Source organism: Streptomyces capparidis, assembly GCF_054782095.1.
The window spans coordinates 17942-36580 of the sequence record NZ_BAAGTD010000038.1 but is presented as its reverse complement, the minus strand read 5'-3'; the positions used below and the strand labels follow the sequence as shown (position 1 = coordinate 36580).

The window sequence follows — 18639 nt, the reverse complement described above, 5'->3', positions numbered from 1 at the left end:
ACGGAAGGACTCACAGTGGCTCGGGAACAAGGCGCGGACGGTCAGGAGGCGGGCGTCGTGTCGGAGATCCCCGCCGACGTCCAGGAGCGGCACACCGTGCTGGCCCAGGAGATCGAGGAGCACCGCTTCCGCTACTACGTCAAGGACGCGCCGATCATCAGCGACGCCGACTTCGACCGCATGCTGCGGGAGCTGGAGGAGATCGAGGAGCGCCACCCGCAGCTTCGCACCCCCGACTCGCCGACCCAGAAGGTCGCCGGGAGCTACGAGACCGAGTTCACCCCGGTCGAGCACCGCGAGCGCATGCTCAGCCTGGACAACGCGTTCACCCACGAAGGGCTCGACGCCTGGCACGACCGCGTGGTGAAGGAGATCGGCGAGTCCGCCGTCCACTACCTGTGCGAGCTGAAGGTGGACGGCCTCGCGGTGAACCTGACGTACGAGCGCGGCAGGCTGGTCCTCGCCGCCACCCGCGGCGACGGCCGCACCGGCGAGGACATCACCCCCAACGTGCGCACCATCGCCGAGATCCCCGACCATCTCTCCGGCGACAACGTCCCCGACCTGGTCGAGGTGCGCGGCGAGGTCTACTTCCCGATGGAGAGGTTCGAGGAGCTCAACGCCCGCCTGGTGGAGGCGGGCAAGGCCCCGTTCGCCAACCCGCGCAACGCGGCGGCCGGCTCCCTGCGCCAGAAGGACCCCAGAGTCACCGCGACCAGACCCCTGCACATGGTGGTGCACGGCATCGGTGCCAGGCAGGGCCTGTCCATCGAGCGCCTGTCGGACGCCTACGGCCTGCTGCGCGAGTGGGGCCTGCCCACCGCCAGGCACAACAAGGTCGCGGGCACCATCGACGAGGTGAAGGAGTTCATCGAGCACTTCGGCAGGCACCGGCACGACGTCGAGCACGAGATCGACGGCGTGGTGGTGAAGGTGGACGAGGTGGCGCTCCAGGGGCGCCTCGGCTCGACCTCCCGCGCGCCCCGGTGGGCGATCGCGTTCAAGTACCCGCCGGAGGAGGTCAACACCAAGCTCCTCGACATCAGGGTCAACGTGGGCCGCACCGGCCGCGTCACCCCGTACGCGGTGATGGAACCGGTCAAGGTGGCCGGATCCGAGGTGGAGATGGCCACCCTGCACAACCAGGACGTGGTCAAGGCCAAGGGTGTGCTCATCGGCGACACCGTCGTGCTGCGGAAGGCGGGCGACGTCATCCCGGAGATCCTCGGCCCCGTGGTGGACCTGCGGGACGGCAGCGAGCGGGAGTTCGTCATGCCGACCGCGTGCCCGGAGTGCGGCACCCCGCTGGCGCCGGCCGCCGAGGGCGACGTGGACCTGCGCTGCCCCAACGCGCGGCGCTGCCCGGCCCAGCGGCGCGAGCGCCTGTTCTACCTCGCCGGGCGCAACAGCCTGGACATCGAGGCGCTGGGCTATGTCGCCGCGACCGCGCTCACCCAGCCGCTGGAGCCCGCCGAGCCGCCGCTCGCGGACGAGGGCGACCTGTTCGACCTGGACGTCGAGCGGCTGCTGCCGATCAAGGTGAAGGTGCTCGACCCGGACACGGGCAAGCCCAAGCTCGACCCGAAGACCGGCGAGGAGAAGGTGGTCACCTTCTTCGCCAACCAGAAGGGCGAGCCGAAGAAGAACACCCTGGTGATGCTGGAGAACATCGCGGCGGCCAAGGAGCGCCCGCTGTGGCGGCTGCTGGTGGGCCTGTCCATCCGGCACGTGGGCCCCACCGCGGCGCAGGCGCTGGCCAGGGAGTTCCGCTCCGTCGACCGGATCATCGAGGCGGACGAGGAGGAGCTGGCCAACACCGACGGTGTGGGGCCGACCATCGCCGCCGCCGTCAAGCAGTGGTTCGCCGAGCCGTGGCACCGGGAGATCATCGAGAAGTGGCGCGCGGCGGGCGTCCGGCTCGAGGAGAAGGGCTTCGGCACGGGGCCGCGGCCGCTGGAGGGCGTCACCGTCGTGGTCACCGGCACACTGGCCGGATACACCCGGGACGGCGCCAAGGAGGAGCTACAGGACCGTGGCGCCAAGGTCACCGGATCGGTGTCGAAGAAGACCGACTTCGTCGTCGTCGGCGACAACCCCGGCACGAAGTACGACAAGGCCGTACAACTGAAGGTGCCGGTTCTGGACGAGGACGGATTCGCCGTCCTCCTCGCGGAGGGCGCGGACGCGGCCCGGGCGAGGGTCGCGGCGCAGGCGCAGGACGCGGAGGAGGCGGACCGGGCGGAGGCGCAGCAGGAGGCGGCGGAGGAGGCCGAGGGCGGCGCGGCGGAGGCCGGCCAGGGCGCCTGACGTGGGGTCGAGGGGACGGCGGGCCGCCGGGACCGGGCGCGGGAACCCGGCTCCCCGCCCCCCGCCCGGGCCCGGCGCGCAGGCGCCCGTCTTCGACCGGTAACGGCTCGCCGGGGGGAGTGGATCCGATGCGGTGGCGTCAGCCGAGGCGGCGTCAGCCCGCCCGCAGCAGGGGCAAGAACGAGCCGAAGAGTAATCAGTGCAGCTCAACAGGTTCACGGATCTCTCGAACGGCGCATATCAGAGCTAGAGGGGTGGGCGGGTTGCATTTGGGCAACCGCTTCGGATCGGTGCCCCCTGCCGCCGGATCCGGCCTACTGTTGAGGTTGCGCGCCTGCATCCGCTTGTCAACGGCTACCTTCTGCCGCCTCGCGGGCACGACACCCTTGGACTGATTGAGGGCCCACAGGCTGCGAGAGGGACGGGCATGGAAATGAGGGACAGCTCTCCGCCGGAGTGCGCGGCACGCCGGGCCGCCCTGCCCGCCGTCCCGACGGCGGTCACCGCGGCGGGAGCCGTCACGCTGGCCGTCGGTGTCTTCAGGCTGCTCCACGACGAGCGCGCGCTGTTCCCCGCGGGCTCCGTCGGCTGGGCGTTCGCCATCCTCACCGGGCTCGTCGTCGGCCACCTGGTCGCGCTCGGCCGCGACCGCTGGTGGGGCGGCGCCGGGTCGGGGGCGGCCCTGACCCTGGCCGTGCTGCTCCTGCACGGATGGGTCCCCGCCGCCCTGGTGAGCCTGGCCGTGGTGGTGCTGGTCGGCGCCGCCCGCAGACACCGCTGGAGAGAGGCGTGCCTGCGCGGCGCCGTGGACATCCTCGGCATAGGCGTCGCCGCCCTGACCCTGGCCCTGTTCGGCGTCCGGCCCTCCGTGGAGCAGCCCTGGCTACCCGTCGAGTGGGACGCGGCGTCCGTGCCCGCCGTGGTCTCGGCGGCCTTCACCTACCTGGTGGTCACCCGCAGCCTGCTGTGGCTGGCCACCGCCCCGCCCGCGGGCGGGCTGCGCACCGTGCTGCGCACCGAGATCCTGCGGCACGGCATGGTCGGCGTCGCACTGCTGGGGATCTCCCCGCTGATAGCCGCCGTGGCCGCGCACCGCCCGGTGCTGCTGCCGCTGTTCGCCGTCCCGCTGATGGCCCTCGACAGCACGCTGTGGATGGTCCGGGCCCGCGCCGAGGAACAGCTCCGCGACCCGCTGACCGGGCTGCCCAACCGGCAGTGGCTGCTGGAGCGGGTGTGGGTGGCCCTCGACGAGGCCGAGCACCACGGGGAGCGGGCCGCGCTCGTCCTGATAGACCTCGACAAGTTCCGCTCCGTCAACGACACCCTGGGCCACCTCGCCGGGGACCGCTTACTCCTCCAGGTCGCCGACCGGCTGCGCTCCTCGCTGCCCCGCGGCGCGGAGGTGGCGCGGCTCGGCGGCGACGAGTTCGCGGTGCTGCTGCCCACGGCGGACTCCACCACCCGCGCCCAGCGCGTCGCCCGCTCCCTGGTCGCCGGGCTCAACGCCCCGCTGAACCTCGACGGCCTCACCCTCGTCCTCGGCGCGAGTGCCGGGGTCAGCGTGTTCCCCGACCACGCCATGGACGCCGAGGGCCTGCTGCGCCGGGCGGACGTGGCGATGTACCAGGCCAAGCGGGACCGCAGCGGGGTGGAGGTCTACGAGTCCTCCCGCGACGCCAACACGCCCGACCGCCTGGGCCTGCTCGGCGACCTGCGCCGGGCCCTGGAGTCGAACGAGATAGCCCTGCACTACCAGCCGAAGGTGTCCTTCGACGGCAAGGTCTCCGGCCTGGAGGCCCTGGTGCGCTGGGTCCACCCGGAGCGGGGCCGGGTGAACCCCGAGGAGTTCGTCACCCTCGCCGAGACCTCGGGTCTCATGCCGCAGCTCACCGAGTACGTCCTGGAGAGCGCCCTCGGCCAGGTGGCCCGCTGGCGCGCGGACGGGTTCGACGTGCCGGTCGCGGTGAACGTCTCCCCGCGCGACGTGCACAGCCCCGGCTTCGCCGGCTCGGTGGCCGCCCGGCTCGCCCGGCACGGCGTCCCCGCCAGCTCGCTGCAACTGGAGATAACCGAGCACGTGCTGCTGGAGGACCCGCAGCGGGCCGCGGACACCCTCGCCGGGCTGACCGGCCACGGGGTGCGGATGTCGCTGGACGACTTCGGCACGGGCTACTCCTCGCTGGTGCACCTGCGGCGGCTGCCGGTGAGCGAGCTGAAGATCGACCGTTCCTTCGTGGCCCGGCTGGCCGTGGACGCCGAGGACGCCGAGATCGTGCGGTGCACGGTGGAGCTGGCCCACTCCCTGGGCCTGGTCGTGGTCGCCGAGGGCGTGGAGGACGACGCCACCTGGGAGCGGCTGCGCGACCTGGGGTGCGACGCGGTCCAGGGCTGGCTGGTGGCCGCCGCCATGCCGCCGGAGGAGACCACCGCGTGGCTGCGCAGCCGCGGGGTCGGCGCGCCCGTCGCGGCGACGGTGCAGAACACCCCGGCCGTGCAGAGCGCACCGGCCAAGCAGCTCCCCCGCCAGCACGGCCCGTTCCAGCCCTCGACGGCCGAGACGGCGCAGACGACGCGCCGCTCCGCCGCCCGGCCCCGCCCCTGAGCCGGCCGGTCCCCGGGCCCGAGTCGGCCCCACGCGCCGCCGTGCCGCCGCCGCGCCGCGCCCCGCGGCACCGCCCGCGCCCGCCCGGCCCCGGGGCTCCCGCCCGGCCGCGCTGTCAAGCCCCTGTGGACGGGCGGAACCGGCCGGCGGCGGGGCCGCCTGTGGACAACGAAAAAACCGGTGGGCGCAGCGCCTAGGATTGGCCGCAGAAGACACCAGCCCCCCGAACACTCACCCTGAGGATCGCTGCATGCCTGGCATCACGCGCGAGGAGGTCGCCCACCTCGCCCGGCTGTCGCGTCTTGAGCTGAAGGACGAAGAGCTCGACCACTTCGCCGAGCAGCTCGACGCGATCATCGACGCGGTCGCCCGCGTCGGTGAGATCGCGGCCGACGACATCCCGCCGACGTCGCACCCGCTGCCGCTGACGAACGTCACGCGGCCCGACGAGGTCCGGCCGTCGCTCGATCCGCAGCAGGCCCTGACCGGCGCCCCCGCCGCGGAGGAGCAGCGTTTCCGGGTGCCGCGGATCCTGGGGGAGGAGTGACCGCCATGACCGACCTGACCAGGCTCACCGCGGCCGAGACCGCCGCCGCCGTCGCCTCGGGCGAGACCTCGGCGACCGAGGTCGCCCAGGCCCACCTCGACCGGATCGACGCGGTGGACGAGAAGGTCCACGCCTTCCTGCACGTGGACCGCGAGGGCGCCCTGGCCGCCGCCCGCGCCGTGGACGAGCGGCGCGCCAAGGGCGAGCCGCTCGGCCCGCTGGCCGGCGTCCCGCTGGCCCTGAAGGACATCTTCACCACCAAGGGCGTGCCGACCACCGTCGGCTCCAAGATCCTCGAAGGCTGGATCCCGCCCTACGACGCCACGGTCACCCGCAGGCTGCGGGAGGCGGGCGTGGTCATCCTCGGGAAGACCAACATGGACGAGTTCGCCATGGGGTCCTCCACCGAGAACAGCGCCTTCGGCCCCACCGGCAACCCCTGGGACCTCACCCGCATCCCCGGCGGCTCCGGCGGCGGCTCCTCGGCCGCCCTGGCGTCGTACCAGGCGCCGCTGGCCATCGGCACCGACACCGGCGGCTCGATCCGCCAGCCCGCCGCCGTCACCGGCACCGTCGGCGTCAAGCCCACCTACGGCGCCGTCTCCCGCTACGGGATGGTCGCCTTCTCCTCCTCCCTCGACCAGGGCGGCCCCTGCGCCCGCACGGTGCTGGACGCGGCCCTGCTGCACGAGGTCATCGCGGGCCACGACCCGCTGGACTCCACCTCCATCGACGCCCCGGTCCCGCCGGTCGTCGAGGCCGCGCGGCGGGCCGAGGTGAAGGGGACGCGCGTCGGCGTCGTCAAGGAGTTCGGCGGCGAGGGCTACCAGCCGGGTGTCGAGCAGCGCTTCCGGGAGGCCGTGGAGCTGCTGCGCGAGCTCGGCGCCGAGGTCGTGGAGATCTCCTGCCCGGCGTTCCGCTACGCCCTGCCCGCGTACTACCTGATCGCCCCCAGCGAGGCCTCGTCCAACCTGGCGCGCTACGACGCCATGCGCTACGGCCTGCGGGTCGGCGACGACGGCACCCGCTCCGCGGAGGAGGTCACCGCCCTCACCCGCGAGGCCGGGTTCGGCCCCGAGGTCAAGCGCCGCATCATGCTCGGCACCTACGCGCTGTCCTCCGGGTACTACGACGCCTACTACGGGCAGGCGCAGAAGGTGCGCACGCTGATCTCCCGCGACTTCGCGGCCGCCTTCGAGCGGGTGGACGTGCTGGTCTCCCCGACCACGCCCACCACCGCGTTCCCGATCGGCGAGCGCGTGGACGACCCCATGGCGATGTACCTGGCCGACCTGTGCACCATCCCGGCCAACCTGGCGGGCAACGCGGCGATGTCCGTGCCGTGCGGCCTGGCGCCCGAGGACGGGCTCCCGGTCGGCCTCCAGATCATCGCCCCGACCATGGCCGACGACCGGCTCTACCGGGTGGGCGCCGCCGTCGAGGCCGCGCTGAACACCCGCTGGGGCCACCCGCTGATCGAGGAGGCACCGTCACTGTGAGCGCCCTCAGCAAGGTGAAGAACTTCAAGAAGAGCAAGACCGGCACCTACCTGTCGATCGCGACCTCGCTGTTCGGCGCGGTCAGCGTGCTGAAGCAGGCGAAGACGGCCCGCGGGGAGGGCGACCGGCTCCAGTTGGTGGACGCGGTCGTCAGCGCCGCGGCCATCGCCACGGGCGTCGCCCTGCTCGTGCGCGAGCTGCGCAGCCTCGACAGCGACGATGTCCTGGCCGGCTGAGCCGGGGAGAGGGTGAAGAGGACTGTGACCGTCATGGACCTGGTGTCGTACGAGGACGCGCTGGCGTCGTACGACCCGGTGATGGGTCTGGAGGTGCACGTCGAACTCGGCACGCGCACCAAGATGTTCTGCGGGTGCGCCACGGCCTTCGGAGCCCCGCCGAACAGCCAGGTCTGCCCGACCTGCCTCGGCCTGCCCGGATCGCTGCCCGTGGTCAACCACACGGCGGTGGAGTCGGCGATCCGCATCGGCCTCGCGCTGAACTGCGAGATCGCCGAGAGGTGCCGGTTCGCCCGGAAGAACTACTTCTATCCGGACATGCCGAAGAACTACCAGATCTCCCAGTACGACGAGCCGATCGCCTACAACGGCTACCTGGATGTCGAGGTGGACGGCGAGACCTTCCGGGTCGGCATCGAGCGCGCCCACATGGAGGAGGACACCGGGAAGTCCACCCACGTGGGCGGGGCCACCGGCCGCATCCACGGCGCGGAGCACTCGCTGCTGGACTACAACCGGGCCGGGATCCCGCTCATCGAGATCGTCACCAAGCCGATCGTCGGCGCGGGCGCCCGGGCGCCCGAGGTGGCCCGGGCCTACGTCGCCGAGCTGCGCGAGCTGATCCGGGCGCTCGGCGTCTCCGAGGCCCGCATGGAGCTCGGGCAACTGCGCTGCGACGCCAACCTGTCGCTGCGCCCCATCGGCACCGAGACGTTCGGCACCCGCAGCGAAACCAAGAACGTCAACTCGCTGCGCTCGGTGGAGCGCGCGGTGCGCTACGAGATCCAGCGGCACGCCACCGTCCTGAAGGAGGGCGGCCGGATCGTGCAGGAGACCCGGCACTTCCACGAGGACGACGGCAGCACCACGCCGGGCCGGGTCAAGGAGGAGGCCGAGGACTACCGGTACTTCCCCGAGCCCGACCTGGTGCCGGTGGCGCCGGACCGCTCCTACGTCGAGGAGCTGCGCGGCACCCTGCCCGAGCTGCCGAGCGAGCGCCGCCGCAGGCTCCAGTCCGACTGGGGCCTGAGCGACCACGAGATGCAGTCGGTGCTCAACGCGGGCGCCATCGACCCGATCGTCGCGACGATCGAGGCCGGGGCCACCGCGGACGCCGCGCGCAAGTGGTGGATGGGCGAGCTCGCCCGGCGGGCGAACGAGGACGGCGTGGAGCTGAGCGCGCTGGCGATCACCCCCGTCCAGGTGGCGCGGATCGCGGCGCTGGTCGCCGACGGCTCGCTCAACGACAAGCTGGCCCGCCAGGTCATCGAGGGCGTTCTCGCCGGCGAGGGCGACCCGGAGCAGGTCGTGGAGAAGCGCGGCCTGAAGGTCGTCTCGGACGAGGGCGCGCTCACCGCGGCCGTGGACGAGGCCATCGCGGGCAACCCCGCGGTCGCGGAGAAGATCCGCGGCGGCAAGGTCGCGGCGGCGGGCGCGCTGGTCGGCGCCGTGATGAAGGCCACCCGTGGCCAGGCGGACGCGGCCCGGGTGAAGGAGCTGATCCTGGAGCGCCTCGCCCCCGGCGAGTGACCGGGGCCCCGGCTCGTGACGCGGGGGCGGCCCTCCCACCCGGGGAGGGCCGCCCCCGCGGCCGTGCCGGCGGCCGGCCCGGCGCCTACTTCTTCAGGATCGGGCTGCCGAGCACCACGACCCCGGAGTAGCAACTGTCGTCGGGGTCGCTGTACTCGATCTTCATCCGCAGCCCCTTGTTCAGCTCGAGGGTGATCGGGTTGGTCCTGCCCAGGGTGAGCCCCTCGTTGATCAGCCGCTCGCCGTCCACGGTGACGGTCAACTGCGCGTTGTCGTGCAAGGAGTTGTCCTCGATGCCCGCGGTCATCTCCAGGGTGGAGTAGGAGCGGTCGAGGTTGAACTCCATGGAGCCGCTACAGTCGTTCTCGCCGACGAAGGCGTCGTCGTAGTCCTTGCCGTCGATGGCGGCGACCTTCACGGTGAAGCCGTCGGAGGCGAGGGGCGTCAGCGTCGTCAGGCCCACCGTGTCGCCGTCGGCCGGCGGCGCCCCGCGGCTGCCGTCCGTGCCGTCGTCGACGATGTCGTCCGCGCCCAGGGACGGGTTGGTGCTGCCGTTCCCGCCGTCCGCCCCGCCGTCGGTGCCGGTGTCCTCGCCGGTGTCCTGCCCGCCGTTGCGCGCCTGCTCCGTCACCGTGTGGGTGACCGTGGTGGTGGCCTTCGCGCCGGCCTGGGTCCCCGGGTCGTCGTCCTCCATCGCCTTCATGCCCGCCGCCGTGGCACCGGCCACCGCGACGACGGCCAGCACCGCCAGCGCCACCCGCAGGCCGCGGCGGCGGCCCCGCTCGGGAGCCGGCCGCGGCGCCGGGGTCGCCAACGGCTCGGGCGCGGGGGCGGGCCCGGGCGGAGGAGGGGCCGCCGGGTCCGGGAAGGCGCGCACCGGCGGCGGCTCGGCGGCCGGCGGCTGCGCGACGGACGGCTGTGAAACCGGCGGCTGCGTGTCCGGTGCCCCGGCGACCGGTGCCCCGGTGACCGGCGGTCCGGCCGGGGGCGGAGGCGGGACGGCTGCCGCGGCGGGCTCCGGCCGGGCCGTGGGCGGCACGGTCGCCGGCGGCGGCACCGATGGCGCGGAGGAGGCGGTGATCGGCAGGCCGAACGGCGGCGGCGCGGGCACGGCGTCGGCGGGCGGCGCCGCGGGAACGGGCGGCGCCGCGTCCTCGGGCCGGTCGGCGGCCGCCGCCCTGCCCGCCCCGGCCCCGCCTGCCACGGCCTGGCCTGCGGCCGTCGCCGACGTGGTCGACACCACCGCGAAGCGCAGGTCGCGCACCCACTGCGAGAGGGTGTCGGGCCGCTGCACCGGCTCGGCCGCGAACGCCGACAGGATCCGCTCCGCGCGCTCCGGGTCCAGCGCCGCCAGGTGCGGCAGCGCGCCGAACGCCCCGCGAAGCTGCTCCGGAGTGCTCGGCGGCGACTGCCCGCTCAGCAGGAAGTAGGCGATGGCGGCGAACGCGTACCGGTCGGTGGCCGGGGAGCGCTTGCCCTCGAAGACCTCGGGGGCCGCGTACCCCGGGGTGAACCACACCTCCGCGGTCTGGTGCTCCGCAGTCAGCTTGCTCAGGCCGAAGTCCACCAGCGTGGCCTGCCCGTTCGCGTCCACCATGACGTTGCCGGGCGACAGGTCGCCGTGCACCACGGTCCGCCCGGACGGGGTGGCCTTGCCGGAGTGCAGCCAGTCCAGCACGTCGGCCAACTGCTCCAGGCAGCGCATGGCCTCCCGGCGCTCGGCGGGGGACTCCAGCGTCCGCTCGGCCCGCCAGTCGCGCAGGTCCAGGCCGTCGACGTGGTTCATCACCAGGTACAGGGCGCGGCCGGGGGTGTCGTCGCCCGTGCCCTTGCGGTGCGTGGGCGGCCCCTCGAAGTGCTCGCGCACCCCGACGACCCCCAGCCGGTGCACGAACCGCAGCAGCTCGGCCTGCTCGTGCCACTTCGCGCTCACCTTGGCGAAGTGCTCGGGGGACAGCGTCACCTTGGAGTCCAGCACCTTCACCACGACCGGCTCCCCGCCCCCGGCCAACTGGATCTCCGCCAGGTACAGCGTGGCCTCGCCACCCCTGCCGATGGAGCGGACCAGCCGGTAGCGGTCGGGGGCCGTGTCCGGGCCGAGGTACAAGCTGTTGTCCATGCGCAGGCTGCTCCCGTTCACGAGCGAGGTTGACGCGGAAAAGCTGAGGTCCCATGAGATCCGGGCAGGACCGGGGCAGTTCACCTTGGCGCGTGCGCCGGGGTCCGGTCAACGCGAGCAGTGCAACAGCCGCGCAACCGATACGCCACGGACGGCGACGGCCGGAGGCGCCACGGCTCCGCGGCGCCCGCACCGCGGACCGGCCCGCCCCCGGGACCCGCGCCGCGGGGCGCCTTACCGGCGCCCCGCCGCACGAGCAGGCTCCGGGTAAGCACCCCCGGGGGAGTCCTAGGGCCCCCGGTCCGTCCGGCCTAAGGCGCGAGGGCGGGCCGAGATCAGGCAGTCTCCCGATGTGCCGTACCCGCCTTGGCGAGGAGGGTTGATCCCGGCACCGGGGAACGGCTCCGGAGCCGGAAGAGGTGAGGACGCGCCATGTTCCACTACGAGCTGCACCAGGAGATCGCCGCAGAACTGCTCCGCCGGGCCGACCGGGAGCGGCTGGCCCGGCAGGCCGTCCGGGAGACCCGGCGCGAGGCCCGCCGGCAGCGGGACCGGAAGAACACGGCCACCGACCGGTTCACCACCGCGGCCTGACCGCGGCACCGGCACAGGCCGCCGTGGGTCCCGATGAACCCCCGTACCGAGGAAGCCCAGGGAACCGCTGTTCGCCCGGGGAAAACCAAGCCGGGACTGTCGGACCCCTGTGGGATGCTCGAAGGCGTGCAGACCATGTCCGTCAGTCCCGTCTTCATCGGCCGCACCGCTGAGCTGGCCGCGCTGACCGGCGCGCTCGCCCGCGCGGACGCCGGTCGGCCGCAGGCGCTGCTCGTCGGCGGGGAGGCCGGCGTGGGCAAGACGCGCCTGCTGGACGAGTTCCTGGCCCGCGCCTGCGAGTCCGGCGCGGTCACCGCGCTCGGTGGCTGCCTGGAGATACGGGCGGACGGGCTGCCGTACGCGCCGCTGGTCACGGCGCTGCGCATGCTGCACCGCAAGCTCGGGCCCGAGCTGGCCAAGGCCGCCGCGGGACACGAGGCGGACCTGGCCGGCCTCCTGCCCGACCTGGGGGAGCCGGCGCGCGAGTCGCACGACGAGGCCGGGCGCGGGCGGCTGTTCGAGCTGACCGTGGACCTGCTGGAGCGACTCTCCGAGAACCGCACGATCGTGCTCGCCGTGGAGGACCTGCACTGGGCGGGCCGCTCCACCCGCGACCTGCTGTCGTTCCTGTTCCGCTCGGTGCAGCGCGGGCGGCTGCTCATCGTGGTCACCTACCGCGCCGACGACATCCACCGCAGGCACCCGCTGCGGCCGTTCCTCGCCGAGCTCGACCGGCTGCGCACGGTCGAGCGCATCGAGCTGTCCCGGTTCACCCGCGAGGAGGTGGCCCGCCAGCTCGCCGCGATCCTCAACGAGGAGCCCGACCAGGCCCTCGTCGGCAAGATCTACCGCCGCTCCGAGGGCAACGCCTTCTTCGTGGAGGAGCTGGCCTGCAACATCCACGCGGGCTGCGACATGGGCATCAGCGACTCCCTGCGCGACCTGCTGCTGGTGCGGGTCGAGGCGCTGCCCGAGGACGCGCAGCGGGTGGTGCGCATCGTCGCCGAGGGCGGGTCCAGCGTGGAGTACCCGCTGCTCGCCTGCGTGGCCGGGCTGCCCGAGGACGATCTGATCGAGGCGCTGCGGTCCGCGGTCGGCGAGCACATCCTGCTGCCCACGCCCGAGGGCGAGGGGTACCGGTTCCGGCACGCCCTGGTCCGCGAGGCCGTGGGCGACGACCTGCTGCCCGGCGAGCGCAGCCGCCTCAACCGCAGGTTCGCCGAGGCGCTGGAGGCCCAGCCCGGCCTGGTGCGCCCCGACGAGCGCGAGGCCAGGCTCGCCAGCTACTGGTACCACGCCAACGACCCCGACAAGGCGCTGCCCGCGGTGCTGAACGCCGCCGTCGCCGCCCGCAGGCGCAGCGCCTACTCCGAGCAGTTCGGCCTGCTGGAGCGGGCGCTCGAGCTGTGGGAGTCGGCCTCGGACGAGACCGTCGCCACCCTGCGCACGGTGGACGGCGCGGCCGAGGGGTACCCGATGTGCGGCTCGGCCGGGGACAGGCAGGACGGGCAGATGCGCTTCCTGGACCTGCTGGCCGAGGCCACCGTGGCGGCCCGCAGGGGCGGGGCCAACGACCGGGCGTACAAGCTGTCCAAGCGCGCCCTGCGGCACATCGACGAGAGCCGGAACCCGGAGCGCGCCGCGTGGTTCTGGCTCCAGCGCTCCCGGGCCGTGACGGTGCTCCAGCGCGCCGACGGCAGGGCGGAGCTGCTCGAGGCGCGCCGGCTGGTGGAGGGACGGCCGCCGTCGGCGGTCCGGGCGGACGTGCTCAACCGGGTCGCCGCCTGGGAGGCGCTGCACGTCAGCACCGAGGAGAGCCTGCGCACGGCGGAGGAGGCGATGCGGATCGCCGCCGAGGTGGGCTCGCTGGCGGGCGAGCTGCACGCGCGCAACACCCTCGGGGTGCTGCACGCCTTCCAGGGGCAGCTCGAGCGCGGGATCGCCGAGCTGGAGGAGGTGGTGCGGCGGGCCCGGGCCATGGAGGACGCCGACGTGCTGGCGCGCGGCTACATCAACCTCTCCTCCACCCTGGAGGGCGCCGGGCGCTCGCGGGAGGCCGCCGAGGTGGCCCGCAAGGGCGCGGCCGTCGCCGAGAAGTACGGCCTGACCAGGGACAACGGTGCGTTCCTGCTGGGCAATCTGATGGAGTCGCTGATCTCCACGGGCGACTGGGCGGAGGTCGACGACCGGTACGCGCAGGCCATGGACTGGGTGCGGGCGGCGCAGACGCGCGCCATGCTGGAGGCGCACGGGGCCGACCTCGCGCTGCGCCGCGGCGACCTGCCCCGCGCCCAGGAGTACCTGGACCGCGCCCTGGAGAGCTTCGGCGCCGACCTCCAGCCGCAGCAGGCGCTGCCGCTGGCGGACCTGAGGCTGCGCGTGGCGCGGCACGGCGGATGGTTCGCCGAGGCGCGGGAGCACCTGCGGCGGGCGGTGGACAAGGGCTTCCCGCCGGGCATGGAGCGGTACGCGTGGCCGCTGCTGTTCCACGGCGCGCAGACGGAGGCGGAGACCACCGGGGTGCAGGCCATGCGGGAGGGCCGGGAGGAGACCCTGGCCGCGATCCGCGCCGCCGCGGCGGGGCTGGCGCAGCCCGCTCCCGTGTGGCAGGCCTGGGCGGTGATGGTCCAGGGCGAGCTCGCCAGGGCCGAGGGCCGGGCCGACCCGGCGCTGTGGGCGCGCGCGCTGACCCTGATGGAGCCCGTCGGCTGGCCGTACCCGCTGGCGCTGGCCCGCTACCGGCAGGCGGAGGCGCTGGTCGGCTCGGGGGACCGGGAGGGCGCGGGCGCGGCGCTGCGGCGGGCCGCGCGGGAGGCCGGGCGGCTGGGCGCGGGCGCCCTGTCCCGGGAGATCGGGCAGTTGGCGGAGCGGGCCCGCATCCCGCTGGAGGAGGCGGCGGAGCGCCGCCCGGAGCGGCCGGTGACGCCGGACGCCGCGCTGGGGCTCACCAGGCGGGAGCGGGAGGTGCTGCGGCTGGTGACGGCCGGGCGCACCAACCGGCAGATAGCCGAGGAGCTGTTCATCACGCCGAAGACGGCGAGCGTGCACGTGTCCAACATCCTGGCGAAGCTGGGGGTCGCGGGCCGGGGCGAGGCGGCGGCCCTGGCGCACCGGCTCGGCCTGTACGCGGAGGCGTGAGGGGCGCGGGTGCCCCGGAGCGGTCCGGGCCCGTGGGTGCGGAGGAGAATTCTGGCTTCGGCTTGGCACTGAGTGACAGTGTGCGGGAGCCGGACCCGCGGGAATCGGCCAGGCACGGGACCGCTGCGCCGGGGCACGGCAGCGCCGCCTCCGTGCGCCGGAGCCGCCCGGCCGGGTCGGCAGGCGAGGCCGCGCGGCCGGACTCCCGGGGGTGGTGGTGCCCCGGGTGCTCGGGTGTCCCGGCCTGCCGGGGGTGCTCAGGCGCCGGCGGGCCGGATCACCACCACGCCCGAGTCCAGGTCGATGGGACCGGCGCCCGGGTCCGCGTCCCCCGCCTCGTCGCGCGTCATCTCGAGGCGGTTGCGCTCGTCCTGGGTGTGCTTACGTCCCGGACTGAACAACTCTTCGAAAATACTCCCGAACATCCGGCCATCGTCCGTTACCGCACGGTGAGGCGCAAGAGGCGATCGTCGTCGGCGCCGGGCGTCCCGCGCCCGTCGGTGTTGCTCGTGGACAGCCACAGCGAGCCGTCCGCGGCCCGCGCCACCGTCCGCAGGCGCCCGTACTCGCCGGTGAACAGCGCCTTCGGCTTCCCGGCCCGCTCGCCGTCCACGGGGACCATCCACAGCCGCCGTCCCCTCAGCCCGGCCAGCCACACGGCGCCGTCGGCGTAGGCGATGCCGCTGGGGGACGCCTCCTCGGTGGACCACTGGGCGACCGGGTCCACGTACTCGTCCCGGTCCGCGGAGCCGTCCGCCTTCCCTTCGACCTCGGGCCAGCCGTAGTTGCCGCCGGGCCGGATGAGGTTCAGCTCGTCCCACCGGTTCTGCCCGAACTCCGACGCCCACAGCCGCCCCTGGTCGTCCCAGGCCAGGCCCTGCACGTTGCGGTGGCCCAGGGAGTAGACGACCGAGCCGGGGAACGGGTTGCCGGGCGCGGGCTCGCCGTCGGGCCGCATCCGCAGGATCTTCCCGCCGAGGGAGGACCGGTCCTGGGCCAGGTCCGCGTCGTAGCGCTCGCCGGTGCCCGCGTACAGCATGCCGTCGGGGCCGAACGCGATCCGGCCGCCGATGTGGTTGGTGCCGCTCGGTATCCCGGCCAGCACCGTGGCGGGGCGGCCGAGCCGGTCGCCCTCGAGCTTCATCCGCACGATGCGGTTGTCCCGCTCCGCGGTGTAGTAGGCGTAGACGTAACGATCCTGCTCGAACGTCGGCGCGACCGCGAGCCCGAGCAGCCCGCCCTCGCCGCCGTCCGCGGTCCGTACGCCCGGCACGGTGCCCACGGTCCTCTTCCGCCCGCCCTCGGACACCCGCACCACCTCACCGGTGTCCCGCGAGGCGACCAGGGCGTCGCCGCCGGGCAGGAAGGCCAGGCCCCACGGGGTGTCCAGGTCGGTGGCCACGGTGCCCGCGACGGTGGCGCCGGTGGCCCGGCGCCCGGACGAGGACGCGCCGGGCGAGGAGGCGCCCGGGCCGGGGGACGAGGCCGCGGGGGAGGAGGCCGGGGACGAGGGAGCGGGGGAGGACGCGGACTCCCCCGGGCCGTCGCCGTCGGAGGAGCAGGCCGTCGCCGCGAGCAGCACGGCCGCGGCCAGCGCGAGGACTCGGCTGCGCGTGGAGGAGAGCAACGCTGAACTCTGCATGTCTCCAGGACAACACGACCGGCCCCGAAGACCTGGGTGATCGGCGCGCGGCGTCCCCGCGCGCCGCCGGTGGCGCCGGGGCGGGAGCGCCGGGCGGCGCACGGTCCCCGCGCCGCGCGCCTCAGTCCCACGACCCCAGCGCCCGGGGCAGCGCGGCTATCTCCGCCAGGTCCGGCGGGGTCAGCCGCAGCCCGGCGGCGCGCGCGTTCTCCACCGCCCACCGCTCCCGCCGGGTGCCGGGCACCGGCACCACGCCGGGTCCCTGCGCCAGCACCCAGGCGAGCGCGACCTGCGCGGGCGTGGCCCCGTGCCGCTCGGCCACCCGCCGGAGACCCGCCACTATCGGCTGGTTCGCCGCCATCATCTCGGCGGTGAACCGCGGGTGCCGGGCCCGCAGGTCGTCCGGCTCGAAGCCCTCACCAGGCCGCAGCGTCCCGCTGAGGAACCCGTTCCCCAGGGGCATCGCCGCCATCAGCCCCACCCCGCGCGCCACGCACCACGGGAGCAGGTCCGCCAGGGCTTCCGGCGACCACACCGACAGCTCGGCCTGGACGCAGGAGACCGGGAAGACCTGCTGCGCGCACGCCAGTTGACGCAGAGTGAGCGAATGCATGCCCGCGCCCCCGTTCGCGCCCCCTCGCCGATCCGCGCGCGCCCCCACCGCGCACAGGCCGAGCGCGCGCACCTTTCCGGCGGTGACGAGTTCCGCCATCGCCCCCCAGGTCTCCTCCAGCGGCACTTCCGGATCGACCCGGTGAAGCTGGTACAAATCGATGACGTCGGTCTGGAGACGGCGCAGCGACGCGTCGCAGGCGCGCCGGACATAGCCCGGCCTGCCGTTCGCGACGATGTGCGAGTCGCCCACCAGCAACCCGCACTTGGTGGAGACGAACGCCTCGTCCCTGCGGCCGCGCAGCGCCCGCCCCAGGAGCAGCTCGTTGGTGAAGGGGCCGTACATGTCGGCGGTGTCGAAGAGCGTCACCCCGTGGTCGAGCGCGGCCCGCACCGCGCGCAAGGACTCCTCCCCGTTCCGCCGTGACGAGCCGTACGCCCAGCTCATGGGCATGCACCCCAGCCCGACGGCGCCCACCACGAGAGCCGACGCGCCCATTGTCCTGCGCTCCACCCGGTTGTCCCCTCCGCACTGCCCCTCACCGGCGGCGGCACCAAACTAACGTCTGCTGACTTAGCCTCCTGACATGGATACGACGAAGCACATCTGGCTCTCGCTCCCGCCGCAGGAAATCGAAGGCCTGCCCGAGGGGCCGGAATACGGCTACTGGGACGGAGAAGGGGAACCGCCTTCCGGTATCGAGGCGGTGGAATTCTTCGTCACCCCCTATCTGAAGGGGCCCGTCGCCGTTCCCCTGCTGCCGCGCATGCGGAACCTGCGCGTTGTGCAGACACTCACCGCCGGAGTGGATGTGCTGCTTCCGCACATTCCGAGCGGCGTTACGCTCTGCAACGCCCGCGGTGTCCACGAAGCCAGCACGGCGGAACTCGCGCTCACCCTGACCCTGTCCTCGCTGCGCGGTATACCCAGGTTTGTCCGGGGGCAGGACACGGAGCGGTGGTACGCCGGCTTCTACCCGGCGCTCGCCGACAGAACGGTGCTCATCGTCGGGTACGGCGCGATCGGCGCCGCGATCGAGGACCGGCTCACGCCGTTCGAGTGCGACGTCATACGGGTCGCGCGCAGCGCTCGCGAGACGCCGCGTGGTCCCGTGCGCCCCCTGCGTGACCTTTCACACCTGCTGCCCCGCGCGGACGTGGTGATTCTGGTCACCCCGCTGACGGACGAGACGCGGGGCCTGGTGGACGCCGGTTTCCTGGCCCGGATGAGGGACGGCGCGCTGCTGGTCAACGTCGGCCGCGGCGCGGTCGTGGACACCAAGGCGCTGCTGCCGGAGCTGGAGTCGGGCAGGCTGCACGCGGCCCTGGACGTCACCGACCCCGAACCACTGCCCCCGGGACACCCCCTGTGGCACGCGCCCAACGTGCTCATCAGCCCGCACGTGGGTGGCAGCAGCTCCGCCTTCCTCCCCCGTGCCAGGCGGCTGGTCCGGGCACAAGTGCGCCGGTATCTCTCCGGAGACCCCCTGGAAAATGTCATTGTCATGAGCTGACTTGCGTTATTTCCATACAGAGAGGTCCTTTGGCGGGGCTTTGACTGCACTGAGTGTCTGCGCCACCCGATATGGTTACGCTCAGTACATTCACTATGTCCCTGAGTGACCGTCTGGTGTATCGTCCGGAGCGGGGATGCGCCGTAACTCCCAATTAGGAGGGGACGGAGTGCGGACGCCGGAAAAACCCCAGGAGTCTTCGACCTAAGGGGGGCGACGGGCGATGTGCGGCCAATGGACCAACTACCGCCGGAACACCAACCCGGCGCGGGAACGGACGAAGCCGCCCCACGACGGGC

The 18639-nt window shown here is 73.8% G+C and carries 13 protein-coding genes; 9 read left to right on the top strand and 4 right to left on the bottom strand.

Annotated elements, in window-relative coordinates:
• Nucleotides 1–57: 57 nt before the first annotated feature.
• From ligA to gatB, 6 genes are all read left to right on the top strand, one after another.
• Nucleotides 58–2307, top strand: coding sequence for an NAD-dependent DNA ligase LigA (ligA, locus tag ACYVO2_RS26355; protein ID WP_461010521.1), 2250 nt, complete (start codon nt 58–60; stop codon nt 2305–2307).
• A 427-nt stretch (nt 2308–2734) separates the two neighbouring features.
• Nucleotides 2735–4909 (top strand): putative bifunctional diguanylate cyclase/phosphodiesterase, encoded by a 2175-nt coding sequence (locus tag ACYVO2_RS26350; protein WP_461010484.1) that lies wholly within the window; start codon nt 2735–2737, stop codon nt 4907–4909.
• Nucleotides 4910–5159: 250 nt separating this feature from the next.
• A complete protein-coding gene (gatC, locus tag ACYVO2_RS26345; RefSeq protein WP_461010483.1) occupies nt 5160–5456 on the top strand; it encodes an Asp-tRNA(Asn)/Glu-tRNA(Gln) amidotransferase subunit GatC in 297 nt (98 codons plus the stop codon).
• Between the two features lie 5 nt (nt 5457–5461).
• Nucleotides 5462–6955, top strand: coding sequence for an Asp-tRNA(Asn)/Glu-tRNA(Gln) amidotransferase subunit GatA (gene gatA / locus ACYVO2_RS26340; RefSeq protein ID WP_461010482.1), 1494 nt, complete (start codon nt 5462–5464; stop codon nt 6953–6955).
• Nucleotides 6952–7191, top strand: coding sequence for a hypothetical protein (locus ACYVO2_RS26335; RefSeq protein ID WP_461010481.1), 240 nt, complete (start codon nt 6952–6954; stop codon nt 7189–7191). Before gatA ends, ACYVO2_RS26335 begins: the two co-directional genes overlap by 4 nt.
• A gap of 33 nt (nt 7192–7224) precedes the next feature.
• Nucleotides 7225–8721 (top strand): Asp-tRNA(Asn)/Glu-tRNA(Gln) amidotransferase subunit GatB, encoded by a 1497-nt coding sequence (gene gatB, locus ACYVO2_RS26330; protein ID WP_461010520.1) that lies wholly within the window; start codon nt 7225–7227, stop codon nt 8719–8721.
• An 85-nt stretch (nt 8722–8806) separates the two neighbouring features.
• On the opposite strand, the gene ACYVO2_RS26325 is transcribed toward gatB, so the two are convergent.
• Nucleotides 8807–10840 carry a protein kinase domain-containing protein gene (locus ACYVO2_RS26325; RefSeq protein ID WP_461010480.1) on the bottom strand — a complete coding sequence of 678 codons (2034 nt, stop codon included), beginning with the start codon at nt 10838–10840 and terminating at the stop codon, nt 8807–8809.
• 432 nt (nt 10841–11272) lie between these two features.
• Here ACYVO2_RS26325 and ACYVO2_RS26320 point away from each other — a divergent pair, with 432 nt between their 5' ends.
• Nucleotides 11273–11434, top strand: a complete 162-nt coding sequence (locus ACYVO2_RS26320) for a hypothetical protein (RefSeq protein ID WP_461010479.1) — start codon at nt 11273–11275, stop codon at nt 11432–11434.
• A 135-nt stretch (nt 11435–11569) separates the two neighbouring features.
• The gene (locus ACYVO2_RS26315; protein ID WP_461010478.1) at nt 11570–14572 is read left to right on the top strand and encodes a helix-turn-helix transcriptional regulator; all 3003 of its coding nucleotides are present in this window, start codon (nt 11570–11572) and stop codon (nt 14570–14572) included.
• Between the two features lie 257 nt (nt 14573–14829).
• On the opposite strand, the gene ACYVO2_RS26310 is transcribed toward ACYVO2_RS26315, so the two are convergent.
• From ACYVO2_RS26310 to ACYVO2_RS26300, 3 genes are all read right to left on the bottom strand, one after another.
• Entirely contained in the window at nt 14830–14997 is a 168-nt protein-coding gene (locus ACYVO2_RS26310) for a DUF6191 domain-containing protein (RefSeq protein ID WP_461010477.1), read from the bottom strand.
• Between the two features lie 14 nt (nt 14998–15011).
• Entirely contained in the window at nt 15012–16214 is a 1203-nt protein-coding gene (locus tag ACYVO2_RS26305) for a PQQ-dependent sugar dehydrogenase (protein ID WP_461010476.1), read from the bottom strand.
• A gap of 121 nt (nt 16215–16335) precedes the next feature.
• Complete coding sequence (locus ACYVO2_RS26300; protein ID WP_461010475.1) at nt 16336–17340, bottom strand: aldo/keto reductase; 1005 nt, start codon at nt 17338–17340, stop codon at nt 16336–16338.
• Nucleotides 17341–17413: 73 nt separating this feature from the next.
• Here ACYVO2_RS26300 and ACYVO2_RS26295 point away from each other — a divergent pair, with 73 nt between their 5' ends.
• The gene (locus tag ACYVO2_RS26295) at nt 17414–18340 is read left to right on the top strand and encodes a 2-hydroxyacid dehydrogenase (RefSeq protein ID WP_461010474.1); all 927 of its coding nucleotides are present in this window, start codon (nt 17414–17416) and stop codon (nt 18338–18340) included.
• The last annotated feature ends 299 nt before the right edge of the window (nt 18341–18639 follow it).